The sequence below is a fragment of the Candidatus Pantoea floridensis genome (genome assembly GCF_900215435.1).
GTDB lineage: Bacteria > Pseudomonadota > Gammaproteobacteria > Enterobacterales > Enterobacteriaceae > Pantoea > Pantoea floridensis.
Window position 1 is genome coordinate 161,580 of the sequence record NZ_OCMY01000002.1, and the last position, 23,916, is coordinate 185,495.

At 51.6% G+C, this 23,916-nt stretch carries 22 protein-coding genes; 8 read left to right on the forward strand and 14 right to left on the reverse strand.

Going from position 1 to position 23,916, the window contains the following annotated elements:
• Nucleotides 1-8 precede the first annotated feature (8 nt).
• From CRO19_RS21390 to CRO19_RS21430, 9 genes are all read right to left on the reverse strand, one after another.
• Nucleotides 9-443: a type VI secretion system baseplate subunit TssE gene (locus tag CRO19_RS21390; protein WP_097098332.1), complete on the reverse strand. Its 435-nt coding sequence runs from the start codon at nucleotides 441-443 to the stop codon at nucleotides 9-11.
• 67 nt (nucleotides 444-510) lie between these two features.
• The gene (locus CRO19_RS21395; RefSeq protein ID WP_097097850.1) at nucleotides 511-1,029 is read right to left on the reverse strand and encodes an Hcp family type VI secretion system effector; all 519 of its coding nucleotides are present in this window, start codon (nucleotides 1,027-1,029) and stop codon (nucleotides 511-513) included.
• 97 nt (nucleotides 1,030-1,126) lie between these two features.
• Nucleotides 1,127-2,587, reverse strand: coding sequence for a type VI secretion system contractile sheath large subunit (gene tssC / locus CRO19_RS21400; RefSeq protein ID WP_097098333.1), 1,461 nt, complete (start codon nucleotides 2,585-2,587; stop codon nucleotides 1,127-1,129).
• A gap of 59 nt (nucleotides 2,588-2,646) precedes the next feature.
• Complete coding sequence (gene tssB, locus CRO19_RS21405; protein WP_097097851.1) at nucleotides 2,647-3,195, reverse strand: type VI secretion system contractile sheath small subunit; 549 nt, start codon at nucleotides 3,193-3,195, stop codon at nucleotides 2,647-2,649.
• A gap of 21 nt (nucleotides 3,196-3,216) precedes the next feature.
• A complete protein-coding gene (locus CRO19_RS21410; protein ID WP_097097852.1) occupies nucleotides 3,217-4,155 on the reverse strand; it encodes a type VI secretion system protein TssA in 939 nt (312 codons plus the stop codon).
• 885 nt (nucleotides 4,156-5,040) lie between these two features.
• The gene (locus tag CRO19_RS21415; protein WP_097097853.1) at nucleotides 5,041-6,507 is read right to left on the reverse strand and encodes a pyridoxal phosphate-dependent decarboxylase family protein; all 1,467 of its coding nucleotides are present in this window, start codon (nucleotides 6,505-6,507) and stop codon (nucleotides 5,041-5,043) included.
• Nucleotides 6,508-6,519: 12 nt separating this feature from the next.
• Complete coding sequence (locus CRO19_RS21420; RefSeq protein WP_097097854.1) at nucleotides 6,520-7,905, reverse strand: diaminobutyrate--2-oxoglutarate transaminase; 1,386 nt, start codon at nucleotides 7,903-7,905, stop codon at nucleotides 6,520-6,522.
• 209 nt (nucleotides 7,906-8,114) lie between these two features.
• Nucleotides 8,115-8,888, reverse strand: a complete 774-nt coding sequence (locus tag CRO19_RS21425) for a prepilin peptidase (RefSeq protein WP_176519234.1) — start codon at nucleotides 8,886-8,888, stop codon at nucleotides 8,115-8,117.
• Between the two features lie 150 nt (nucleotides 8,889-9,038).
• Nucleotides 9,039-9,248: a hypothetical protein gene (locus tag CRO19_RS21430; RefSeq protein WP_097097856.1), complete on the reverse strand. Its 210-nt coding sequence runs from the start codon at nucleotides 9,246-9,248 to the stop codon at nucleotides 9,039-9,041.
• Between the two features lie 492 nt (nucleotides 9,249-9,740).
• Here CRO19_RS21430 and arnB point away from each other — a divergent pair, with 492 nt between their 5' ends.
• Genes arnB through arnF form a run of 7 tightly spaced genes read left to right on the forward strand, consistent with a single transcriptional unit; the run spans nucleotide 9,741 to nucleotide 17,093 of the window.
• Entirely contained in the window at nucleotides 9,741-10,877 is a 1,137-nt protein-coding gene (gene arnB, locus CRO19_RS21435) for a UDP-4-amino-4-deoxy-L-arabinose aminotransferase (RefSeq protein ID WP_097097857.1), read from the forward strand.
• A 1-nt stretch (nucleotide 10,878) separates the two neighbouring features.
• Nucleotides 10,879-11,865, forward strand: a complete 987-nt coding sequence (arnC, locus tag CRO19_RS21440) for an undecaprenyl-phosphate 4-deoxy-4-formamido-L-arabinose transferase (RefSeq protein ID WP_097097858.1) — start codon at nucleotides 10,879-10,881, stop codon at nucleotides 11,863-11,865.
• Nucleotides 11,862-13,841 (forward strand): bifunctional UDP-4-amino-4-deoxy-L-arabinose formyltransferase/UDP-glucuronic acid oxidase ArnA, encoded by a 1,980-nt coding sequence (gene arnA, locus CRO19_RS21445; protein ID WP_097097859.1) that lies wholly within the window; start codon nucleotides 11,862-11,864, stop codon nucleotides 13,839-13,841. Before arnC ends, arnA begins: the two co-directional genes overlap by 4 nt.
• Entirely contained in the window at nucleotides 13,838-14,722 is an 885-nt protein-coding gene (arnD, locus tag CRO19_RS21450; protein ID WP_097097860.1) for a 4-deoxy-4-formamido-L-arabinose-phosphoundecaprenol deformylase, read from the forward strand. Before arnA ends, arnD begins: the two co-directional genes overlap by 4 nt.
• 18 nt (nucleotides 14,723-14,740) lie before the next feature.
• A complete protein-coding gene (arnT, locus tag CRO19_RS21455) occupies nucleotides 14,741-16,402 on the forward strand; it encodes a lipid IV(A) 4-amino-4-deoxy-L-arabinosyltransferase (RefSeq protein ID WP_097097861.1) in 1,662 nt (553 codons plus the stop codon).
• Nucleotides 16,399-16,731, forward strand: a complete 333-nt coding sequence (arnE, locus tag CRO19_RS21460) for a 4-amino-4-deoxy-L-arabinose-phosphoundecaprenol flippase subunit ArnE (protein ID WP_097097862.1) — start codon at nucleotides 16,399-16,401, stop codon at nucleotides 16,729-16,731. Before arnT ends, arnE begins: the two co-directional genes overlap by 4 nt.
• Nucleotides 16,728-17,093, forward strand: a complete 366-nt coding sequence (arnF, locus tag CRO19_RS21465) for a 4-amino-4-deoxy-L-arabinose-phosphoundecaprenol flippase subunit ArnF (RefSeq protein WP_097097863.1) — start codon at nucleotides 16,728-16,730, stop codon at nucleotides 17,091-17,093. Before arnE ends, arnF begins: the two co-directional genes overlap by 4 nt.
• A gap of 59 nt (nucleotides 17,094-17,152) precedes the next feature.
• Here arnF and CRO19_RS21470 read toward each other — a convergent pair whose 3' ends face one another.
• Nucleotides 17,153-18,496 carry an MFS transporter gene (locus CRO19_RS21470; protein ID WP_097097864.1) on the reverse strand — a complete coding sequence of 448 codons (1,344 nt, stop codon included), beginning with the start codon at nucleotides 18,494-18,496 and terminating at the stop codon, nucleotides 17,153-17,155.
• A 285-nt stretch (nucleotides 18,497-18,781) separates the two neighbouring features.
• Here CRO19_RS21470 and CRO19_RS21475 point away from each other — a divergent pair, with 285 nt between their 5' ends.
• Nucleotides 18,782-20,002, forward strand: a complete 1,221-nt coding sequence (locus CRO19_RS21475) for an aromatic amino acid transporter (protein WP_097097865.1) — start codon at nucleotides 18,782-18,784, stop codon at nucleotides 20,000-20,002.
• A 54-nt stretch (nucleotides 20,003-20,056) separates the two neighbouring features.
• Here the strand turns inward: CRO19_RS21475 and CRO19_RS21480 are convergent, their stop codons facing one another.
• The 4 genes from CRO19_RS21480 to CRO19_RS21495 form a co-directional block, all read right to left on the reverse strand.
• Nucleotides 20,057-21,160 (reverse strand): NADH:flavin oxidoreductase/NADH oxidase, encoded by a 1,104-nt coding sequence (locus tag CRO19_RS21480; protein ID WP_097097866.1) that lies wholly within the window; start codon nucleotides 21,158-21,160, stop codon nucleotides 20,057-20,059.
• A 174-nt stretch (nucleotides 21,161-21,334) separates the two neighbouring features.
• On the reverse strand, nucleotides 21,335-22,720 hold the full coding sequence (locus CRO19_RS21485; protein WP_097097867.1) for an amidohydrolase family protein: 1,386 nt from the start codon (nucleotides 22,718-22,720) through the stop codon (nucleotides 21,335-21,337).
• Nucleotides 22,717-23,490, reverse strand: coding sequence for a cysteine hydrolase family protein (locus tag CRO19_RS21490; protein WP_097097868.1), 774 nt, complete (start codon nucleotides 23,488-23,490; stop codon nucleotides 22,717-22,719). Before CRO19_RS21490 ends, CRO19_RS21485 begins: the two co-directional genes overlap by 4 nt.
• Before the next feature lies 1 nt (nucleotide 23,491).
• Entirely contained in the window at nucleotides 23,492-23,914 is a 423-nt protein-coding gene (locus CRO19_RS21495) for a cupin domain-containing protein (protein WP_097097869.1), read from the reverse strand.
• Nucleotides 23,915-23,916: the final 2 nt, after the last annotated feature.

Sequence of the window (23,916 nt, forward strand, 5' to 3'; positions counted from 1 at the left end):
TATCTCTATTAAATTATGCTGACTGCGCCACAGGAATAATCCAGCGCGATGCGTAAACTAATGGGCGCCTGAAGTTCGGGAATAACGCTCCAGCCGTTAATATCAAATAACAGTGCTAAAACTAATGCCTGCCTTTTTTCTACCACCGGCGTCACTTTAATAGAGCGCGGGTCGATGCGCGGTTCAAACAGCACAATAATTGAATGAATGTGATGCGCAATGGTTAATGCATCAGCATTGACCGGTAACTGTCGGCTTAATGAGGGTAAGCCAAAATTTAAAACTGAGTTTTTACACCATGGATAGTTATCTAAATGTAATTGTCCACTGCGTGCCGCATCATTTAGCAATAACTCTACATCGCGAACTAATGCGCCTCGCCAGAAAGAACGGCTCGTTTTACTACTTAACTTATCAAATAAAAAGGGTTGTGAAACTTTCATATGATGCTCGTTAAGGAAATAGCTACCCATAGCTACTGAGTAGCCATTATATTATTAAGCGATATGATTACACTCTGGCGTTTCTTTTCAGATCGTAGCCTGTTTTAATTGCTGCACCCATTGAGCCATCATTATTTTGCTCTCTATATTCAACTTCAATACGGGCAAAGTTCAATTTGATGACATCCGTAGGCAGCACCGTTTCCGAGGCTTCGATGCCCATATTATTCAGCGGCATATTACCCACCGTTTGGAAACGAGACACTAAGCAGTTGCTGAAGGTAATGGTCAGGAAGTCTTTTTGACCTTGTCCTGATTTGCGGCACACCAGCGTAGCCTGGGTAATATGCTCACCCATTGCACACATTAAAAATAATTTCGGCGAGGCTTTATTGGTGCGCATACGAAATTCGAAATCTTTCATTTCGACTTTGCCCGATCCGCCACCGCTACCTGCTGAGAAATGCCCCGCATTTTCCTCTGCCCACTGCCACGCATCTAACTGAATCCATCCCGGATAATTCTGGTCAGGGGATTCTCCATCTACTCCATCGATTTTTAAGAAATAGTCAACTAATGCCGCCATATTTCATACTCCTTGAGTGAGGATGCGACTACTGTCGCAGGGTGTTTTAAACGCCATATTTACAAAGGTTAATTACAGTGCAAAATAGTGGCGCTGTTTATTCTCCACCTTTTTTTGCGGATGGAAGTTTAGAAACTAAGCGAAGCGAAACTGTCATTCCCTCTAGCTGATAGTGAGGGCGTAAATAAAAATGGGCGCGGTAATAACCGGGATCATCAGCCACCTCTTCAACATTCACTTCGGCGGCAGCTAACGGACGTCGTGCTTTGGTAGCCTCCGTTGATACCGAAGGATCGCCGTCGACATAGTTCATTAGCCAGTCATTTAACCAAACCTGCATATCATTACGAGAGCGGAATGAACCAATTTTGTCGCGTACAATGCATTTTAAATAATGCGCGAAACGACAGGTGGCAAAAATATAAGGCAAGCGTGCGGATAGACGAGCATTAGCCGTAGCATCAGGATCTTCATAGAGCTTGGGGGTGTGCAGCGTGCACGACCCAATAAAGGCGGCGAAGTCAGAATGCTTGCGATAAACCAGCGGTAAAAAACCTGCATCTGACAACTCTTGCTCTCGTCTGTCAGATATAGCGACCTCGGTTGGGCAGGTTATTTCATAACCGCCTTCCTCAGAAGGAAATGCATAGGCTGGCAATTCTTCAACAGAACCACCGGACTCAATGCCGCGAATACGTGAGCACCAGCCATATTCATGGAATGCGCGGTTAATATTAACACCCATGGCATAAGCTGAGTTCGCCCAGACAAAATCATTATCATTGAGCGGATTGACCTCTTCTTCAAAGGCAAACTCATCGACCGGCGCAGTTTTGGCGCCATAGGGGAGACGAGCCATAAAGCGCGGCATCGTCATTACCAGATAGCGAGCATCATTACTTTCCCGCAGTCTGCGCCAGGACGCATATTCGGGCGTACTAAAGATCTTGCCGATATCACGTGGATTGCCAAGCTCAGACCAGCTCTTCATCTGCAGTAGAGCAGGTGAGGCGGAGGCAATAAACGGGCAGTGGGCAGCAGCGGATATCCGGGATATTTCAGTCAACAGCATGACGCTCGTTGGACTGTGATCGAACTGATAATCGCCAATCAGACAGCCAAAAGGTTCACCGCCAAACTGGCCATATTCAGTTTCATATATTTGTTTGAATATGGGGCTTTGATCCCACGCACTTCCACGGAAACGCCGCAGGCTATTCATTAATTCACTTTGTGTAATGTTCAGGACGCGGATTTTTAACGTTTCATTGACGTTAGTATTATCAACCAGATAGCTCAGGCCGCGCCAGGAAGCTTCCAGGTCCTGAAATTTCTTGTTGTGAATAACAGCATTGAGTTGAGAAGATAATTTCTCATCTATTTCCGTAATCAACGATTGGATAGTAAATAATACATCCTGATTCACTTTCACCTGGCTACTATTGATTTGACTTGCCAGTGTGCCAATCGCCTGGCGAACCGCGCTCGACGCTTCCTGCGTCATGGGACGAAACCCTTTTTTGAGCAACCGACCTAATTCGTCATTTTCGCCCAGCATGGGTTGATTAGCATATTCCGTCGTGTGGGCATTCGTGTGTTGTTGCGTCAGTGGCATGCTCAAACCTCCTTATTCTCTGATGCGCTATCTTCATTGAAAGACTGCACGGCTTGTTTTGCATCATTGACCAGTCGCTGCAGAAAATCAGGTTGTTCAAGTAGATTTTTGACCACTTCTTCAGCGCTACTTTTTCCATCCATATAGGTGATGAGCTGCGTCAAATGTTCACGTGCTTCCAGCAGTGCGGCCATTTGTGGGATGCGTCGGGCGATTTGCGCTGGGGAAAAGTCATCCATTGACTCAAATTCCAGATCCACATCAAGGAGTTCGTCACCGTCAGTCAGCGTATTTTTGACGTAGTATTGCAGGTGAGGGCGGATTGCCCGCATCCGGTCATTAAAGTTATCCTGATCGAAGGTTAAAAATTTTCGTTCTTCCACGGGAAGCAACGCTTTTTTTCGATCGCCAGAAAGATCGGACATCACGCCTGTCACAAAAGGTAATTCAATTTTCTTATGTGAACCATATAGCTCAACGTCATATTCAATTTGTACGCGCGGAGCATTATTCTTCCCAATAAACTTTTGCGAGCTTGAATCTTTGGCCATGAGATTCTCCTGAGTAAGAGGTTAAGACTTTCCTGCAAATTGCTGTAACGTACTAAGCGCATCGGGTAGCATTTCTTCGACAATCGCCATGAAATCCATGCCAATCATTTTCTTTGAACGTCGAATAAAAACGGGCGCGGGATGACTGGGTTCATACTGTTCAAAATAGGTCAGGATATGATCGAGCATAATAATTACCTCGCGCCTATTTTGCGGGATATCTGGTATCTGTTGTTCTGATGCTGGTAAGTAAGGCTCTACATGTGTATTAAGCTCTTCATCACTGTTAGAGGCTGGATTAGCCGACAATCCAGACAAGTTTTTCTGCGCAGAGAGTAAATAGCTGCTCAGATTTGTGGCATTAAACTGATAGCCATCAGACGAAAAATTGACGTTTTCACTGATGTAATTCAGCATTCGCTGACAATCAATCAACTGACTATGCAGTGCCGGAATATGTTGTTCCCTGTACCACCGGTCGGCCGTCTCAACAGCAGAAATAATTTCCGGGTAGGGTAAGGAAGATCGATCCTCATTTAACTCTCGAGCCTGGCAACGTTCGAGGCTCAAGGTCATTCCAGGTGTCAGCTGCGCATTTTTAAATAACGTAAAACATTGATTTCCCGCGAGCCAAATTAGCCCGGTTGCGGCATCTCTTCTAACCTCACTATCGGCAGGCAATTGTTCTAACGCTTGTTCTAAAATCTGTAGCGTTATCCACAACGCAGAAATTCCCTGCAGCATTAATTTTGCACGAAGTTGCCAGAGCAGAACCCGCCAGTTAAATCCCTTTTCAAGTAATTTCTCGCACTGATCATTGATAAGAGACCATGAAATAATATCTGACGAAATCTCCTCTAATGGATCGTTATTGGAATCCAGCCGTGATATAGCGAAATCTATTTCACTGTAGAGCGGGTCAAACTCAAGATCAGAATAGAGAAAAAAGTTAGAGCTCATACGGTTGTTACCTATTAAGCGAAAACATTAAATGAACCTCTATTCGAACAATTTAAATCTAAGGCAAATAAAGTAGCTAAATGATTGTGAATATTAATAAGTTTCAAACGATAGATTTTACCTATTGAAATCAGGAATCATGATCGAACAAACCTATTAGTCGATTTTACCAATCAAGAAATTTCTTACGGATAAGGTTATTATCTGGGATTTTATTTCATGGAGAGGAAATATATCGTGCCATCATTTCTTTTAACGTTAATTAAATTAGCAGTAAAAAATACCTTTACCAGACATTTCCGGGAAGTTTGTTTTTCATTGTTACTTCTTATTATTCAATGAGTTATTTAGAGTCCGTTTTTTACTTTACTCGTGTTAATGAAATGTTGTTTTTTTGAATGATAAAAGTGAGTGAATAATCTATTATTTGAAGGCTATTTTATTACTTTAATCTATTATTTTTTGCTGCCTGCAAGCATTAGATAACTCTCTGTATATTTGCTTTAATTTGAGCGGGGGAATGATCAAAATAACTTATCAATTCTCTAGCGAATTGATGCTTTATTGGACGCTGAGTCAACTGCTTACTCTGATAATAAAGAAGGTTTACTATTTTTGAGCGGTATTATTAGTCTGTCAGTAATGTATCGGTATGGGAAAAGCGAGAGGTTCTCAGGCAGGAAATTTTACTGTAATGCCGATGTGCTGTAGCCAATCTGCTTACATTGCGTCGCGGCGCAATTTATCACGCAATAAAGTGTGCCGCTATGATGCCTGCGTTTGTGGTCAGTTTCATCTCTCAACTGACAAGCATCAGTGAGCGATGCAGCCAATAAAAAAGCCGATAACCGTTGCCAGTTATCGGCTTTATTACATCGCGCAGGATTAGGCGTTCAGCAACTGATTCGCGGTTTTCTCAACCAAGGCCAGCAGGACTTTGACATCTTCCAGCGTTACGGTTGGGTTCAGCAGCGTCAACTTCAGGCAGGTTACGCCTTGATTCTCGGTCACGCCGACGTTAGCGCGGCCTGAATCCAGCAGCGCATCGCCGATTCGTTGATTGAACAGCGCAATCTGTGCGACGTCCGACAGCTGCTCTGGACGGTAGCGGAACAGTACGCTGGCCAGCTGTGGCTGCATTACCAGTTCCAGACGCGGTTCAGAGGCGACAAACTTCGCCACTTCCTGCGCCAGAGTCACGCCGTGATCGATGATCGCCGCATACTGTTTCTGACCCAGCGCTTCGAGGCCCATCCACAGTTTCAACGCATCAAAGCGACGCGTTGTTTGCAGAGACTTGGAGACCAGGTTTGGCACGCCTGCCTCTTCATCAAACTCAGAGTTCAGGTAAGCCGCCTGATAGCGCATCAGCTCGTAATGACGCTCATCTTTCAGCAGGAATGCACCACAGCTGATGGTCTGGAAATACTGTTTGTGGAAGTCCAGCGTGACGGAATCCACAAGTTCCAGGCCATCAAGGTAGTCGCGATACTTCTCGGACAGCAGCAGCGCGCCGCCCCATGCGGCATCAACGTGCACCCAGATATTGTGCTCTGCCGCGATGCCGGCAATTTCACGCAGTGGATCGATAGCGCCCGCATCAGTGGTACCGGCGGTTGCGACGATCGCCAGGATCTGCTCACCGTTGGCCTCGGCCTGTGCCAGTTTCGCTTTCAGGTCTGACACATCCATACGGGCGAATCGGTCAGACTTCACCTGCACCACAGACTGATAGCCGTGGCCGAGCAGCGCCATGTTTTTCTGCACTGAGAAGTGCGCATTTTCAGAGCACAGCACTTTGATCTTCCGCAGATCGCCGGTGATACCGTGCTGCTGCACTGAGTGCCCCTGGCGCTGATAGAACGCATCACGCGCCAGCATCAGACCCATCAGGTTACTTTGGGTGCCGCCGCTGGTGAAAACACCCGCGTCGCCAGCCGGATAGCCGACCTGCGCACGCAACCATTCGATCAGTTTGATCTCAATGATGGTGGCAGAAGGGCTCTGGTCCCACGAATCCATACTCTGGTTGGTGGCATTAATCAGCACTTCTGCTGCCTGGCTCACCACCAGACTAGGGCAGTGCAGGTGTGCCACACATTGTGGGTGATGTACTGAAAGACTGTCTTTCAGGAAATATTCAATCGCACGTTCAATCGCGGCCTGGTTACCCAGGCCGTTTGGATTGAAGTCGAGCGTGATACGCTCGCGCAGTTCGGCAACGGTTTTGCCTTGATACATCTCAGGCTGTTGCAGCCACTGCACAACCGCGGCGCTGCTTTGCGCAATCGCCTGCTGGTACGCCTCAATGCTCTGTGCAGAGGCGGCCAGAATCGGGTTTACTTCAGACATTTACGCTTCCAATCAAACAGGATTGACGCCAGCACCAATCAGCGCTTGCTCAAATTTATCCAGGAAAATCGCCAACTCATCGTTGGTGATCAGCAGTGAAGGCAGCAGACGCAACACTGCGCCATGACGGCCACCGCGCTCCAGAATCAGACCTGCTTCGAAGCACTTCTTCTGTAGCAGAGCAGAGAGCTCGCCGTCAGCTGGGAAGCTGCCCATGTGATCGGCTGCTTCGTTCGGTTTAACGATCTCGATACCAATCATCATGCCGAGGCCACGCACGTGACCAATAACCGGGAAGCGTTTCTGCATCGCGATCAGCTGCGCTTTCAGCCACTCACCCTGCGCCGCAACTTTATCGGCGATATTCTGCTCTTGCAGAATTTTCAGCGTGGTCAAACCGGTTGCCATCGCCAGCTGGTTGCCGCGGAAAGTGCCGGTGTGATGGCCAGGTGACCAAACGTCAAACTGCTTTTTGATGCCTAATACTGCCAGTGGCAGACCACCACCAACCGCTTTAGACATGACGATGATGTCTGGCTCAATGCCCGCATGTTCGAAGGCGAAGAATTTACCGGTACGGGCAAAACCAGCCTGAACTTCATCAAGGATCAGCAGGATGCCGTGTTCCTGGGTGACTTTGCGGATGCGCTGCAGCCACTCAGCCGGCGCCGGGTTAACTCCACCTTCACCCTGAACGGCTTCGAGGATCACCGCGGCAGGCTTGCGTACGCCGCTTTCCACGTCATTGATCAGGTTATCAAAGTAGTAGGTCAGCGCTTTTACGCCAGCTTCACCACCGATGCCCAGCGGGCAGCGATATTGATGCGGATAAGGCATGAACTGGACTTCTGGCATCATGCCGTCAACCGCTTCTTTCGGTGATAGATTACCGGTGACGGACAAGGCACCGTGCGTCATACCGTGGTAGCCGCCAGAGAAGCTGATGACACCGCTACGGCCAGTGGCTTTTTTCGCCAGTTTAAGCGCGGCTTCAACGGCGTCGGCGCCAGAAGGACCGGTGAACTGCAGGCAGTATTCTTTACCCTGGCCTGGCAGCAGCGACAGCAAGGATTCTGAGAACTGATCTTTCAGAGGCGTAGTCAGATCTAGAGTATGTAACGGCAAGCCGCTGGTAATGACATTTTGTATGCTCTGCAGAACATCAGGATGGTTGTGACCCAGTGCCAGCGTCCCTGCGCCAGCCAGACAGTCAAGATATTGTTTATTCTCAACATCTGTGATCCACACGCCATGGGCTTTAGCGATCGCTAAAGGCAATTTGCGCGGGTAACTCCTGACGTTTGATTCAAACTCGGCCTGACGGGCCAGGAATGCGTCGTTGTTTCCGTTGAATGAGTTGGCACCAAAACTATCAATACGGACTTTATCCGTCATCATATCTCTCCTTCAACCGGGGCTCGCATTGGCTTGCCGATTGACTAATTGAATAAAAAAGTAACAACCGTGAAAAAAACGCGGCCAATATAGAGCCTTTTGACCTACATCACAATGATTAATTTTGTTTAGAATTGTTTACTCTTTCCATATATGAATCAGGGCGTTGGCCAATAATTGGCCGCCTGTTTTGCTACCACAAAATGAACTGGTTAAAAAATAATCGAATGAATAAAGAGACTTATCGCTGAGAGAGCAATCCACGGGCCAAAAGCAATGACGTGATTCACCTCTCGCTGCCAGGCCATTCTGGAAATCAAAACACATAAAATAGCGCCACTAGAAGCGAACAAAAGCACAGAGGGTAAAAGAGGCCAGCCCAGCCACGCGCCCATCGCGGCGAGCAATTTGGCATCTCCCATGCCCAGGGCTTCAAACCCTCTTAGCCTTTGATGAATTTTAGCCAATAGCCATAAAGAGAGGTATCCCGCCACAGCACCTATAACGGCTTCGTTTAACGGTCCCGCTAGCCAGCCCATTGTTTTAAATAGCAGTCCAGCCCATAGCAACGGCAGAGTAATAACATCTGGCAACAGAAAATGCTCGATGTCGATCCACGCCAGCACTAGTAACGACCAGATAAACAAGAGTGCTGGCACTAAATGTTTATCGAAGGGTAAATAGCAGGTAAGCGACAGCGCAGAGAGTGAGGTGAGTATTTCCACCAGTGGATAACGCATGCTCACCACGCACCCACAGTAACGGCATTGACCTCGCAACCACAACCAGCTCAGTACCGGGATATTATCGCGCCAGCGCAGAGGCGTTTTGCACTGTGGGCAGTGTGAGGCGGGATAAAACAGGGTGGCCGCTACTTCATCTTGCTGCAATTGTAACGGCAGGCGAGAGATCACCACGTTGAGAAAACTGCCGATGGCCAAAGCCATTAAACCGCCTATCAACCAATACGCCACTTCCATTGTCATTCCTCTTATGCCGTCCAGGCTTGTTGATGGCGAGAGACATTACGCCGAAGCGTGCATAGCGGCGAGCAAAAAGACGAGATTACAGGGAGTTACAGCAAAATTGCCGATCGGGATCCAGAATTTGGTAAAAAACAGGGCAAGGTCAACGTGTCACGATTGCTGTTTAAACAGTTGAATCGCCTCCTGTACGTTACTGGTGGCAAGTGACATAACACAGTCATTATTGAGGTACACATCATATTGACCGGCATTGTAGCGAAAAACGTACAGATCGCCGCGATAGCGCAGTCCTTTGGTTTTAACGCCAATATGATGGCGGCGCAACGCAGCCTGAGAAAGTCTGTCTGTCGCTGTTCTCATTGCACTTTCCTTCAAAAGATTAGTCGGCATATCCTGACATAGTGTGAGGTCACAACCTTAACATAACCTTAAGAAGAGTATAGTTTATAAGTTAACTTATTGTTTAAAAGCGTTTTATTAGTATCGACTCATGTACATGCCGTGCGTTCTGCTCCCCGTCACACAGATGCAACCTGGCTATTGCTTAGATAAGGCAACATTCCCTCCTTCCTCTACCAATCTTCAACATCTCAGAAAAAAGCCACTAAGTTAACGACCCATTTAATGTTCCGTTAAGTATTCATCCGTATTTTGTTACATAGGGCGATAAAGCAACAAAATTTATGTTTTTCCGACTGAATCGATTATTAACAGTTCGTGCTACGCAATTTGCGTGGTTTAACCTACGTTTAAACAGTAGGTTACTTAATGTTAGTGATGGAAACACTTAGCCGCATATTGCAGCTGGCCCTAATACAGGTAGTTCAAGGCGTTAAACGTTAAGGTGAGTTTATGAATTTCCTCCCATTTTCGCGTCCATCATTGGGCGACGAAGAGTTAGCAGCCGTTAAAGCAGTGTTTGAATCCGGCTGGATCACTACCGGGCCACAAAACGCAGCTCTTGAAGCGGCTTTTTGCCAGCTAACGGGTAATAAGCATGCAATTGCGGTTAGCTCTGCTACTGCAGGAATGCATGTCACGTTGCTGGCACTGAATATTCAGCCGGGCGACGAAGTGATTACGCCATCCCTTACCTGGGTCTCTACCATCAACATCATTACCTTGCTGGGCGCCACGCCGGTCATGATTGATATTGATCGCGATACCCTGATGGTTACGCCTGAACAAATCGAAGCAGCAATTACGCCTCGAACGCGCGCCATCATTCCCGTGCATTACGCCGGTGCGCCAGCCGATCTTGCTGCCATACGCGCCATTGGCGAGCGTCATGGCATTCCGGTAATAGAGGATGCCGCCCATGCGGCAGGGTGTTATTACCAGGGGCAGCATGTTGGCAACCAGGGCACGGCGATTTTCTCATTCCATGCCATCAAAAATATGACCTGTGCCGAAGGCGGCCTGATTGTCACGGATGATGATGAGCTGGCCGATCGTATGCGCAGCCTGAAATTCCACGGTTTAGGTGTTGATGCTTACGATCGTCATACGCACGGGCGCAAGCCGCAGGCGGAAGTGATCATGCCGGGCTTTAAATACAATCTGCCTGATATCAGTGCTGCTATTGCGCTGGTCCAGTTGAAGAAACTTCCTGCCATCAATGAACGCCGCGCCGCCATTGCGCAACGCTATCTCGTCGGGTTAGCCGATACGCCTTTTATGCCGTTAGTTCAACCGCACTGGCCGCATCAGCATGCCTGGCATCTCTTCATTATTCGTGTTGATGAAGCCACCTGTGGCCTAAGCCGCGATGCATTAATGGAAGCCTTGAAAGCACAGGATATTGGCACTGGTCTGCATTTCCGCGCTGCGCATACCCATAAATATTATCGCGAGCGCTATCCGCATCTTTCCCTGCCCAATACGGAATGGAATAGCGATCGCATCTGCTCAATACCGTTGTTCCCTGATATGCGCGATGAGGACGTTGATCGCGTGATAAGTGCTTTGCGACAGATCGCTGGAGTTTGACATGCTGGAAGAAAAAACCATTCGTAAAGTCTCCGTGGTAATCCCGGTGTACAACGAAGCGGAGAGCCTGCCCGAACTGGTGCGTCGAACCGATGCTGCCTGTACAAGTGTTGGGCTCGATTATGAGATTTTGCTGGTGGATGACGGCAGCAGCGATCGCTCAGGCGAGATGATCTCTGACGCTGCCACTGTGCCGGGCAGCCATGTGGTGGGCGTACTACTCAATCGTAACTATGGCCAGCACTCGGCGATCATGGCGGGATTTAGCCATGTGAGTGGCGATTTGATTATTACGCTGGATGCCGATTTGCAAAATCCGCCAGAAGAAATCCCCAATCTGGTCAACGCGGCGCTGCAAGGCTATGACGTGGTAGGAACTGTGCGACAGAACCGTCAGGATAGCTGGTTTCGTCGCCGCGCCTCGCGCACCATCAATCAATTGATTCAGCGCGTAACCGGCAAAGCGATGGGCGATTATGGCTGTATGCTGCGCGCTTATCGCCGTCATATCGTCGATGCGATGCTGAACTGCCATGAGCGCAGCACGTTTATTCCCATTCTGGCGAACACCTTCGCCCGCCGCACCATTGAATTACCCGTAGCTCACGCCGAGCGCGAGTTTGGTGACTCAAAGTACAGCTTTATGCGGCTGATTAACCTGATGTACGACCTCGTCACCTGTTTAACCACCACGCCATTGCGTCTGCTGAGTATCGTAGGGAGTTTGATCGCGCTTCTCGGTTTTGCCTTCTCTCTGGTGCTGATTGTGCTGCGTTTGTTCCTTGGCGCAGCCTGGGCGGGTGACGGCGTATTCCTGCTGTTCGCGGTGCTGTTTATTTTTGTTGGCGCCCAGTTTATCGGTATGGGCTTACTCGGCGAATACATCGGGCGTATTTATAACGATGTTCGTGCCCGTCCGCGCTACTTCATACAACGTGTTATTAATTCACAGAAAGATGCCTCTTCTGTACAGGAAATTGAGCAATGAAAACAATCGTCTTCGCCTACGCCGAAATGGGCTGTGCTGGTATTTCTGCCTTACTGAACGCTGGTTTTGAGATCGACGCTATTTTCACCCATGCGGACACCTCGCCTGAGAGCCACGCTTTCCCTTCGGTGGCACGGTTGGCCGCTGAACATGGCATTGCCGTGTATGCACCGGAAGATGCCGATCATCCACTGTGGGTTGACCGCATCAAATCGATGGAGCCCGACTTCATCTTTTCGTTTTACTATCGCAAGTTATTAAGCGACAACATCCTCAATTGCGCACGCGTGGGGGCTTTTAACCTGCACGGTTCGCTGCTGCCGAAATATCGCGGTCGTGCGCCTCTTAACTGGGTGCTGGTCAACGGTGAAACAGAAACGGGCGTCACGCTACACCGCATGGTGAAACGCGCCGATGCGGGTGACATTGTGGCGCAGCAGCGCGTGGCCATTGACGAGCAGGACAACGCTTTAACGCTACATCGAAAACTGGTGACTTGCGCTACCCAACTGCTGGAGCAGGCGCTGCCTGCGTTGCTGCGAGGTGACATTGTCACAACACCGCAGGATCATAGCCAGGCTACGATGGTAGGACGCCGTACGCCGGAGGATGGCCGCATCAAGTGGGAGCAATCTGCGAAATCGATCAACAACCTGGTGCGGGCGGTGACCGATCCGTGGCCGGGCGCGTTTGCCTTTGCCGGTACGGTTAAATTCGTGGTGTGGAAAGGGCGCGTTCATAGCGCTGAGCATCAGGCAAAGCCGGGCACCGTCTTATCCGTTGAGCCGTTCATGATCGCCTGTGGAGAAGGCGCGCTGGAAGTGGTTACCGGGCAAGTCGATAACGGTGTCTATATGAACGGCAGCCAGCTGGCGCAGAGCCTTGGCATGGTGAAAGGGGCATTGCTTTATTCTCAGCCGGTGGCGGCGGTGAAGCGCCGTACACGCGTGCTGATCCTCGGCGTGAATGGGTTTATCGGGAACCATTTGACCGAGCGCCTGTTGCAGGACGATAACTTCGAAGTCTATGGCCTGGATATTGGTTCTGATGCCATTAGCCGCTTCCTCGATCAGCCTCGCTTCCATTTTGTGGAAGGCGACATCAGCATTCACTCCGAATGGATTGAGTATCACATCAAGAAATGTGATGTGGTGCTGCCGCTCGTGGCGATCGCCACGCCAATTGAGTACACCCGCAATCCGCTGCGCGTGTTCGAACTGGATTTCGAAGAGAACCTGAAAATTATCCGCGACTGCGTTAAATACAAAAAGCGCATTATCTTCCCCTCGACGTCTGAAGTGTACGGCATGTGTACCGACCAGCATTTCGATGAGGATCATTCCAATCTGGTTGTTGGCCCCATCAACAAGCAGCGCTGGATCTACTCGGTCTCCAAACAGCTGCTTGACCGCGTAATCTGGGCATATGGTGAGAAAGAGGGCCTGCGCTTTACGCTGTTCCGTCCGTTTAACTGGATGGGGCCGCGCCTCGATAACCTCAACGCCGCGCGTATCGGCAGTTCACGCGCCATCACGCAGTTGATCCTTAATCTGGTGGAAGGTTCTCCGATCAAGCTGATTGACGGCGGTGCGCAGAAGCGCTGCTTCACCGATATTCGCGACGGTATTGAAGCGCTGTTCCGCATTATCGAGAACAAGCAGAACAACTGTGATGGTCAAATCGTCAATATCGGCAACCCGGAAAACGAAGCCAGCATTAAAGAACTGGCTGAGCGCCTGCTGGCCAGTTTTGAGCGCCATCCGCTGCGTAGCAATTTCCCACCGTTTGCGGGCTTCCGCGAAGTGGAAAGCAGCAGCTATTACGGCAAAGGTTATCAGGACGTTGAACATCGTAAACCATCGATTAAAAACGCCCGTCGCTTGCTGGATTGGACGCCAACAGTTGAGATGGAAACCACCATTGATAACACGCTGGACTTTTTCCTGCGCACCGTTGAGCTGCAGGATAAGCCATGAAGAAAATAGGTTTGCGCGTCGATGTCGATACCTGGCGTGGTACCAAACTGGGTGTCCCGGCGTTGCTGGAACAATTCAGTTTGCATCAAATGCAGGCGAGTTTCTTCTTTAGCGTAGGGCCCGACAACATGGGGCGCCACTTGTGGCGCCTGATGAAGCCGCGCTTCTTGTGGAAAATGCTGCGTTCCCGCGCAGCATCACTATACGGTTGGGATATTTTACTGGCCGGCACCGCCTGGCCAGGACGTGAAATTGGTCGTGGCCTTGAGGAGATCATCAGTGCCACTGCCGATCATCATGAAGTCGGTTTACATGCCTGGGACCACTTTGCATGGCAAACCTGGGCGGGGGTCTGGCCGCAGGAAAAGCTGGTTGAGCAGATAGCAAAAGGTAAAAGTGCGCTGGAAGCAATTATTGGTGACAACGTCACCTGTTCTGCCGTGGCAGGCTGGCGCGCAGATGGCCGCGTGATGGCTGCCAAAGAGGAATTTGGCTTTCGCTATAACAGCGATTGTCGCGGCTCCGGGCCATTCCTGCCGCTTTTAAGTAATGGCAGCGTAGGCACCGTACAAATTCCAGTCACCTTGCCAACCTGGGATGAAGTGGTGGGACAAGCGGTCAGCGCTGCCGACTTTAATGACTACATTCTGGAAAAAATGCTCGCTGCAACCGGTTCGCCGGTTTACACCATTCACGCCGAAGTGGAAGGAATCGTTGGGTTAAAGGCGTTCGCCGATTTGTTGAAGCGCGCTGAACAACACAACATTCAATTCTGCCCGTTGAGTGCCTTATTGCCAGACGATCTCAGCACGCTGCCGCAGGGCAACGTGGTGCGCGGACATCTTGCCGGGCGCGAAGGCTGGTTAGGCTGCCAACGTTAATTCTTACAGGACTCACGGATGCGAACAGGCACCAAAACCGCGCTGCTCATAGCACTCTTTGCGCTTTATTATCTGATCCCCATTGAATTCCGTGCCTTATGGCAGCCGGACGAAGCCCGTTATGCTGAAATCAGCCGCGAAATGCTGTTCAGCGGTAATTGGGTAGTACCGCACTTCTTTGATTTGCGCTATTTCGAGAAGCCAATTGCCGGGTATTGGGTGAATAACATCGGCCAGTTACTGTTTGGCCATACCAACTTTGGCGTGCGCGCTGGCGCGATTATCAGTACCACATTCAGTGCGTTACTTATCTACTGGCTGGCTAAAAAAATGTTCGTCAGTCAAAAAGTTGCGTTAAGCAGCAGCGTCATCTTCCTCACCTCACTGTTGGTCTATGGCATTGGTACTTACGCCGTGCTCGATCCCATCTTAATGCTGTGGCTGGTTGCGGCGATGTGCAGCTTTTGGCTGGCGGCGCAGGCAACTTCTACGCAACAGCGCGCGTGTGGGTATGTGCTGCTCGGGGCCGCGTGCGCCATGGGTTTTATGACCAAAGGTTTCCTTGCTCTGGCGGTCCCGGTATTGGCGATTTTGCCCTGGGCTATCTGGCAGCGGCGTTTCACCGAGTTGCTGCGCTGGGGACCATTGACCATGCTGGTTGCTGCACTACTCAGTTTGCCATGGGCGCTGGCCATTAATCGGCAGGAAGGGGACTTTTGGCACTACTTCTTCTGGGTTGAACATATTCAGCGTTTTGCCGAGGCAGATGCCCAGCACAAAGCACCTTTCTGGTATTACATACCGGTGCTGCTCGGCGGATGTTTACCGTGGCTGGCACTACTACCGGGATCGCTGGCGGGTGCATGGCGTCAACGCGGTCAAAACGCTAGTGCGGTTTATTTATTGAGTTGGGTATTGCTGCCGCTGCTGTTTTTCAGTATCGCCAAGGGCAAACTACCGACCTATATATTGCCTTGCTTCGCCCCGCTGGCGCTGCTGATGGCGCATTATGCCCACAGTGGTTCTGCCTCTGTCGTTAAGGCGTTTAAAGTGAATGGCTGGATCAACTTACTGTTCGGCGCCGTGACGACGCTGGTTGTTCTCATTGTACTGGCTCCGTGGGGGGTAGCGCACCGTCCGTTTTACGCCAGCGATGAACTGCAGCGCGTATTGTGTGCAGCACTGGCTTTTGCTGGCTGGGGCATATTGGGTTGGATGAGTCGCAAACCGGAAAATGGCCGCTGGCAGTTAGCCGCCCTTTGCCCACTGGTGCTGGCGCTGCTGGTCGGTTTTGCCATTCCCCAAAAGGTGCGCGATTCCAAGCAGCCGCAGAGTTTTATTAGCGCAGTGCACGACCAGCTGGCGGATAGTCGTTATCTGTTAGCCAACAATCCCGGCGTGGCGTCAACGGTTGCCTGGGCGTTGCAGCGTAGCGATATCAACTTCTACGATGCCAAAGGGGAGTTGCAATACGGCCTGAGCTATCCGGATGCACAATCTCACTTTATTGATGCGGACGGATTTGCTGACTGGCTGCGCGTGCATCGTCGCCAGGGAAAAGTTTCGCTGGTGCTGATGTTGAACTCAGGTGACAACACGCCGGATAAAAACTTGCCAGAACCCGATGATGTCTATCGTCAGGGCCGTTTAGTCTATTACGGCTATGATGCCACACCATGAATCTTGTGCTGATCTTACTGGTAAGTGTGCTGAGCTGCGCCGCCCAACTGTGTCAAAAGCAGGCGGCGTATCTTGGCAGCCGTCAGGGTAAAAAGCGGCTGATATTATGGATTGCGCTGAGCGTGCTGCTGCTCGGCGTGGCGATGTTGCTGTGGCTGATGGTATTGCGCATGGTGCCTGTCGGCATTGCTTATCCGATGATGAGTCTTAACTTTGTGCTGGTCGCATTAGCCGCGCGGCTGATCTGGCGCGAAACCTTCACCTTGCAACAGTGGATCGGCACGCTGGTGATAATGGCGGGCGTGGCGCTGATGGGCAGTCATCTATGAAAGGACTAATGCTGGCCTTGTGCAGCGTACTGCTGGTGTCGCTGGCGCAGTTGGTGCTGCGCACGGCGATGCTGGATTTTCCGCCGCTGCGCGAGTTGATCAATCTACAGCACCTCAAGCCACTGCTGCTGTTAGCCATCGGACTTGGCGCATATGCGCTCTCAATGGTGTGCTGGATGCTGGCGCTGCGCCATTTGCCGCTCAATCGGCTCTATCCACTGCTGAGTTTGAGCTATGTGCTGGTTTGGCTGGCAGCGATTTCATTGCCGATTATGGGGGAGTCGTTCCGCTGGAGCAGCTTTGCTGGCGTGGTGTTAATTGTCATTGGCTTGCTCATGGTTTCGCTGCCGAGACGGAAATGATATCTCTGATATCACATGGCCACGCGACAGAGCGGCATTCTGCCGCTCTGCTCAACAAATTAATGTTGCTGCCATTGATGATATTCGCCGTTGCGACGGCGCGGTGCAGTTTCAGGCAGCCTTATGAGACCGATAACGGAAATCACCCCTAATACCGCAACATACAGCGCCAGGCCGTACCAGTGACCGCCGGTCATTTGCAGGATTTTTACGGCCACCAAACCGAGCACGCCGCTGCCAATCAGCGAGCCCACCTGCCAAATCACCGCAATACCGCTGCAGCGAATGTGAGTGGGAAACAGCTCCGGAAACCACGATGCCTGCGGCGCGTAACACATGCTGTGACCCAGCGTCAGGGCGACAATCATCGCAATTTGCGTCAGCCAATAGCTGTTTTGCTGCAGGGCAAGGAAGAACGGCACGATGGCAATGACAATCAGCAACGTACCCATCATATATACCGGCTTGCGGCCAATTTTGTCTGACAACGCGCCCATGAGTGGAATGGCAAACACCTCGAGAATCACCGCCACGATCATGCTATTCATCAGAATGCCAGAATCGAGATTGTTAGCTTTGCCCCACGCCAGAATAATCACCGTGAACAGGGCAAAGGCACAGGCTTCAATCAGTTTGGCGGCGACACCGTTAATGACCAGGCGTGGATTCCCGCGCATCACCTCTTTTAACGGGCGTGATTCTGCTGCTTTGGTTTCGCGAATAGCGGCGAACACCGGCGACTCATCAATGCGCAGGCGAATAAACAGCCCAACAATCACCAGCAATGCGCTGAGTAAAAACGGAACGCGCCAGCCCCAATCCATCATTTGAACCGGGGAGAGCGTGGCATTAAGAACGGCAAACAGCGCCAGCGGCAGCAGGAAACCCACCGGCGCGCCAATTTGTACCCAGCTGGCGAAGAAACCACGACGTGCGGGTTGAGCATATTCTGCGGTCATCAATACCGCACCCGCCTGCTCGCCGCCCACGCCAAAGCCTTGCAACAAGCGAATCAAAATCAACAGCACGGGAGCCCAGATGCCGATTTTTTCGTAAGTCGGCAGCAATCCGATGCAAAACGTGCCAAGGCCAACAATCAGGATGGTGGCCACCAGGGCTTTTTTACGTCCAACTTTATCGCCAATGTGTCCGAAAACGATGCCGCCGATTGGACGAGCGAGAAAGCCCACCGCATAGGTGGCAAAAGCGGCGAGGGTGCTGATGAGCGGATCGTGGCTGGGAAAGAACAGATGGCCAAAGAACAAGACGGCAGCGGTGCCATAAGCAAAGAAGTCGTAATACTCTGCCGCGGTGCCAATGGCGGATGCGCTTGCCACTCGTTTGATGAGTGAAGCATGATCTTTCTCGATCGCTGGCGTTTGGGTAAGGGTGGAAGAGGCCATAGCAAAAGTCCCTGAGGGTTAATGTTCTACTACCATACAAGGATGTTTAAAAGGTTGTTGCGAAAATGATCACATATTGAAGGGGGTAAACAGTACGGCGCAGGTTAATCAATCAGGCTTTTACTGCGCGACAACCCGCTGCCGTGACGGCGCAACCTGTGGTAATGCATCTTTGCATTGTCACCCCAGCCATCTACCGTCGCACTTTCTGTTGCTTGTAACTCTCTTCTTAGCGTTATCCCGTGTATCATCGCCGCCTTTAAGCGGTTTTGTAGGGAATAAATGATGACGGAGATGACATTGTCCCGCCGCCAGCCTTCCGTGTGGTGGGGCGCGATGATTATTTGCGGCACCGTAGTGGGTGCAGGGATGTTTACGCTGCCGGTGGTGATGGCGGGCGCGTGGTTTGGTTGGGCGATGATCATGCTACTGGTCAGCTGGGGCGGCATGCTGCTTTCAGGCTTACTTTTTATGCGCGTCAGCCTCAGCTATCCGCCAGGCGCGGGCTATGACACCTTAACGAAAGATCTGCTGGGGCGCGGTTGGGCGACATTGAACGGGCTCAGTATCTTATTTGTGCTCGGCATTCTTACCTACGCCTATATCTCGGCCAGCGGCCCGGTGTATCAGCACTCTCTTAATCAGGCGGGTGTGCCGATTTCCACCGCAGAAGCAAAGGTGCTGTTAACAATCGGCGTGGCGGCAGTGGTGTGGCTCGGCACAACCGGCGTGAGTCGGCTGATGACCTTTTGCGTGCTGGCCAAGATTCTGTTTTTGATCCTGTTATTTGGGGGATTGCTCACGCAGGTCAATGTACCGTCGCTGCTTCAGGCGCCAGGCGCAGGGGAGCGTTACTGGCCCTACGCACTCGGGGTATTGCCATTTTGTCTGGCCTCGTTTGGCTATCATGGCAATATCACCGGGCTGGTGAGCTACTATGCGGGGAACAAAAAGCACATTACACAAGCGTTGGTTCTGGGCACGCTATTGTCACTGGCGTTGTATGTTTTTTGGCTTACCAGCACCATGGGCAACCTGCCGCGCAGCGCGTTCCCTGAAATTGTGCAACAGGGCGGCGATATTGCGGCGCTGATGGCCGCGCTGCGTGCGCAACTGCACGTCAATGCGCTGTCATTAATGATGTCGATATTTTCGCATTTCGCGGTGATTGCCTCATTTCTTGGCGTCACGGCCGGCTTGTTTGATTTCATTGCCGATCGTCTGGGCTTAGGACATTCACCGACTGCGCGTTTTAAAACCGCTTGTCTGACGTTTCTGCCGCCGTTAATGGCCTCGATTTGCTGGCCGAGTGGATTTGTGGCAGCGATTGGCTTTGCCGGTTTATTTGCCACCCTGTGGGCGGTGATTGTTCCGGCGATGCTGGCCTGGCGATCGCAGCAGCGCTGTTCGATCGCGGTCGTTTTACTCTTTGCATTTGGTCTACTGAATATTCTGGCATGGATGCTGAGCTGGTTTAAGCTGCTGCCAGAGTTTGTAGCGGAGTAACGGTCGCTGTTAGGGATATCCAGGTGCGTTTGGATGCGCACCTGGATATGATTTTCAGCCCTTATTCGCGACCAGCGTCCCTTTCAACCCATGGGGTTCGGAGCGCAAATACTGCGGGGGAGCCTTCGCTTGTGCGCCCAGTGCTGCAGCGGCATGCCACGGCCAGCGTGGGTCATAGAGTACCGCGCGGGCGAGTGCGATCAGGTCGGCATCGTCTTTCTGTAATGCATTTTCAGCCTGCTGCGGGTCGGTAATCAAGCCCACGCCAATCACCGGAATCTTCACCTGCTTACGGATATCATGCGCGAACGGCAGCTGATAGCCGGGCCCCACTGTAATCTGCTGCTGCGGTGAAAGTCCCCCACTGGAGATATGCACATAATCGCTACCCGCAGTTTCCAGTTGCTGGCTAAAGGTGATGGATTGCTCAACATCCCAGCCGCCCTCAACCCAATCTGTAGCTGAAAGGCGAACCCCAACTGCAACTGAATCGGGCAATGCGCTGCGTACCGCGTGGAAAACTTCAAGCGGGAAACGCAGACGATTTTCCAGTGAACCGCCGTACTCATCCTGACGCTGGTTGCTCAATGGCGACAGGAACTGATGCAGCAAATAGCCGTGGGCGGCATGAAGCTCAATCAATTGGATGCCAAGACGCGCGGCGCGCTGCGCGCTGTCGACGAAAGCGGATTTTAGTCGCTCCAAATCCTGTTTTTCCAGTGCCACCGGTGCACGATCTTCAGGGTTAAAAGCGTGTGCAGAGGGGGCTACCGTTTGCCAGCCACCGTCATTCAGTGCCAGCTGGTGACCACCCAGCCACGGTGCTGCGCATGAGGCTTTGCGCCCGGCGTGACCGAGCTGAATGCCGATAGGGATATCAGAATAGTGGCGAATATCCTCCAGCACGCTAGCCAGCGCGGCTTCGGTTGCATCATCCCACAACCCCAGATCGCCCGGCGAAATCCGCCCTGCGGCTTCAACCGCCGTTGCTTCGATAATCAGCAAACCCGCTCCCGAAAGTGCGAGCTGGCCAAGATGGATGCGATGCCAGGCGCTGGCTTTGCCATCCTGCGCGGAGTATTGACACATCGGGGCGATCACGATGCGGTTGTCGAGCGTTAACTTACCCAGTTGCGTTGCGCTAAAAAGTAAACTCATTGAAACCTCATTAACAGTGGCCAGATGCCTTAAAGCTTAGGGCTAAAAGCGCATTTTGCAGAGTGGTATGAGTTTGAATGTTGTAGCAAAAAGTAAGTTAAGCGGAATGTGCCGCTGTTAACCGAACAGCATCGTTCGCGCGGTGATAAGCCTAAAACTCGCCACTGTGCCCCATCAAAACGCGGCTGAACGCCAACCGCGTGTTTTATCATTGCCGGTGCGCACCGCCAGTGACTGCGCCGCTCGTTGTGAACGCGCCATCACTTCCCGCTGGTTAAGCTGGGTAAATTCTCCCGCCCGCAACAGATAAGCACCATCCACAAATACATCACTGACTTCGTGGCCCAAAGCGGAGTAGACCAAAGATGAGACAGGATGGTGGATCGGCGTCATCGCAGGATGCGAGGTATCCACAATCACGACATCCGCTCGTTTACCCACTTCCAGCGAGCCGACCAGATGATCAAGACCAATGGCGCGCGCGCCGTCGATGGTCGCCATCTCCAGCACTTTTTCAGCGGTCATTATTGTGGGATCGCGATGCACGCCTTTTGGCAGCAGCGCTGCCACTTTCATGGCCTGAAACAGGTTGTGGTTATTGCTGCTAGCGGGGCCGTCGGAGCCTAACCCTACGGTTAATCCGGCGGCAAGCATTTCGGGAATCGGCGCCACACCTGAGGCAAGATAGAGATTGCTGCAGGGATTGTGTGAGACGCGTGTGTCGTGATGCTTCAGCGCACGGATATCACGGGAGCTGCACTGCACGCAGTGTACCGCCAGCACATCAGGGCCGAGGAAACCGATATCGCTAAGGAACTCCGTATCGGTCGCCTGAAAGCGCAGCTTAGCCTGCTCGATTTCAAAATCGGTTTCTGCGACGTGGGTCGTGATCAGTACGCCGGTTTCATTCGCCAGCGCCCGTGTGCCACGCAGTACTTTTTCATCCAGCGCCCAAATCATGCTTGGCGCGAGACCAACTTTTACCCGTCCATCCGCCTTGTGATAGCGCTGAATCACATTACGTGCATCGGCTAGCGCCTGCTCTGGCGTTTCAATCAGTTCAGCGGGAATGCCGTGCTCAATGCCGCTGGTGAGGAAACCGCGGCAGACATGGCCGCGAATGCCACTGACTTCAAAAGCGTCAATCACTTTAGCCGTCAATCCTGGACGCGGATGGGCGTACATAAAATCAACCAGCGAGGTGACGCCAGAACGCAGCGATTCCACGCAGCCATGCAGCGCAGCGGCGTAGACGTCTTCCTCCGTCAGCGCCACGGCGCTTGGACCGGTCATGCAGGTGAACCACTTCTTCAGCACCATGTCGTCGCCGAGACCTTTTAGCAGCGTCTGAAACAGATGCGTATGCGTATTCACCATTCCAGGCATGATAATACGCTCGCGGCAGTCGATGATTTCCGCTTCCGGATAGCGCTGCTGCAAGGCATCACGCGTGCCGATGGCGGCGATAAGGTTGTCTTCAATCAGCAAACTGGCCTGTTCCAGAATCTCGCGCTGCGGATTCATGGTGATGATCCAGCCGTCAGCCAGCAAGTAACTCATATGTTGCTCTCCAGCTGCTGTTGTAACTCTGCGGCATTCACCACAAAACCAAAGCACTGCTGTACGTTATACAGCGTGGCATCGCGACAATAGTCGGGCGAGGTCGTCGCGCTACAATCTTCCAGCAGCAGGCAGTCATAACCGCGGAAGTTGGCCTCTTGCAAAGTGCAGAGCACGCATTGATCGACATTGACGCCGGCAAACAACAGGGTGGTGACGTTGAGATTGCGCAGGATGCTATCAAGCTCGCTGTCATGAAACCCGGACATTCGGTATTTGTTAACGCGAATATCCGTATCGTTCGGCATGAGTTCATCCACTACCTCGGCCGCCCAGCTACCCGCCTGCAATACCGGCGCACCCGAAACCGGTAACGGATCGCCTAAACCCACACCAGTGCCATACGGATTATAAACGTGCAGCAAAGCCGGACTGAGATTGAGTTTGTCTGCGCGATTGCCCCAGTTGAGCCAAATGACGGGCACTTCGGCGGCACGCAATGCTGGCAATAACGCTTGCAGCGGCGCAATCGGTGCGCGCGCGGGCGTGACATCCACACCAATGTGTCCGAGCCAGCCGTCGGGATGGCAAAAATCGTTCTGCATATCCACTACGATGATTGCAGTACTCTGTAAATCAAAGATCACCGATCGGTCGCGCGTGCCGAGCTTTACTGCGCGTACGGGTTGCTCCGGGCGTCGCATATCAATGACCTGCGCGGAAACACGCCACTGATTTTGCCGACTGCTGCCTAAAACGTTTTCTCCCATATCAGGCTCCCGTTAAGATGCGCAAATCTTCCTCATCCAGCGTGACAGGGTCACCGCTGCGAATCAGTTCGGAGAATCCCTCATTGGGCGTCATGACCGTCAGCGTATAGAGCTTGCACCTGCCGGTGTTGCGGATCGCATGATCATTACCCGGGTGCAACAGCAGGGAATCGCCTTTCTTAATCACTAACTCCTCATCGTTGCAGCGAGCGACGCCTTCACCATGCAGCACATAGAAAAACTCATGCGCGGTGGCGTGTTCATTGGGCGGCGTAGCACCGCCCACGTTGAAGATTTCCACCACAAAGATGTTCTCAATGCCATCGAGCGGTTTGTCGAACAAAATGGCGAAATAGTTACTGCTATCGGGACTAATACGGAACGCCTTCACATCCGCAAGAGAGTTGAAACGAAACGATTTCATCA

Coding starts and splice junctions, on each gene's coding strand:
- CRO19_RS21390 (WP_097098332.1), bottom strand. CDS start 443: ATGAAAGTTTCACAACCCTTTTTATTTGATAAGTTAAGTAGTAAAACG.
- CRO19_RS21395 (WP_097097850.1), bottom strand. CDS start 1,029: ATGGCGGCATTAGTTGACTATTTCTTAAAAATCGATGGAGTAGATGGA.
- tssC (WP_097098333.1), bottom strand. CDS start 2,587: ATGCTGGGCGAAAATGACGAATTAGGTCGGTTGCTCAAAAAAGGGTTT.
- tssB (WP_097097851.1), bottom strand. CDS start 3,195: ATGGCCAAAGATTCAAGCTCGCAAAAGTTTATTGGGAAGAATAATGCT.
- CRO19_RS21410 (WP_097097852.1), bottom strand. CDS start 4,155: ATGAGCTCTAACTTTTTTCTCTATTCTGATCTTGAGTTTGACCCGCTC.
- CRO19_RS21415 (WP_097097853.1), bottom strand. CDS start 6,507: ATGTCTGAAGTAAACCCGATTCTGGCCGCCTCTGCACAGAGCATTGAG.
- CRO19_RS21420 (WP_097097854.1), bottom strand. CDS start 7,905: ATGATGACGGATAAAGTCCGTATTGATAGTTTTGGTGCCAACTCATTC.
- CRO19_RS21425 (WP_176519234.1), bottom strand. CDS start 8,888: ATGACAATGGAAGTGGCGTATTGGTTGATAGGCGGTTTAATGGCTTTG.
- CRO19_RS21430 (WP_097097856.1), bottom strand. CDS start 9,248: ATGAGAACAGCGACAGACAGACTTTCTCAGGCTGCGTTGCGCCGCCAT.
- arnB (WP_097097857.1), top strand. CDS start 9,741: ATGAATTTCCTCCCATTTTCGCGTCCATCATTGGGCGACGAAGAGTTA.
- arnC (WP_097097858.1), top strand. CDS start 10,879: ATGCTGGAAGAAAAAACCATTCGTAAAGTCTCCGTGGTAATCCCGGTG.
- arnA (WP_097097859.1), top strand. CDS start 11,862: ATGAAAACAATCGTCTTCGCCTACGCCGAAATGGGCTGTGCTGGTATT.
- arnD (WP_097097860.1), top strand. CDS start 13,838: ATGAAGAAAATAGGTTTGCGCGTCGATGTCGATACCTGGCGTGGTACC.
- arnT (WP_097097861.1), top strand. CDS start 14,741: ATGCGAACAGGCACCAAAACCGCGCTGCTCATAGCACTCTTTGCGCTT.
- arnE (WP_097097862.1), top strand. CDS start 16,399: ATGAATCTTGTGCTGATCTTACTGGTAAGTGTGCTGAGCTGCGCCGCC.
- arnF (WP_097097863.1), top strand. CDS start 16,728: ATGAAAGGACTAATGCTGGCCTTGTGCAGCGTACTGCTGGTGTCGCTG.
- CRO19_RS21470 (WP_097097864.1), bottom strand. CDS start 18,496: ATGGCCTCTTCCACCCTTACCCAAACGCCAGCGATCGAGAAAGATCAT.
- CRO19_RS21475 (WP_097097865.1), top strand. CDS start 18,782: ATGACGGAGATGACATTGTCCCGCCGCCAGCCTTCCGTGTGGTGGGGC.
- CRO19_RS21480 (WP_097097866.1), bottom strand. CDS start 21,160: ATGAGTTTACTTTTTAGCGCAACGCAACTGGGTAAGTTAACGCTCGAC.
- CRO19_RS21485 (WP_097097867.1), bottom strand. CDS start 22,720: ATGAGTTACTTGCTGGCTGACGGCTGGATCATCACCATGAATCCGCAG.
- CRO19_RS21490 (WP_097097868.1), bottom strand. CDS start 23,490: ATGGGAGAAAACGTTTTAGGCAGCAGTCGGCAAAATCAGTGGCGTGTT.
- CRO19_RS21495 (WP_097097869.1), bottom strand. CDS start 23,914: ATGAAATCGTTTCGTTTCAACTCTCTTGCGGATGTGAAGGCGTTCCGT.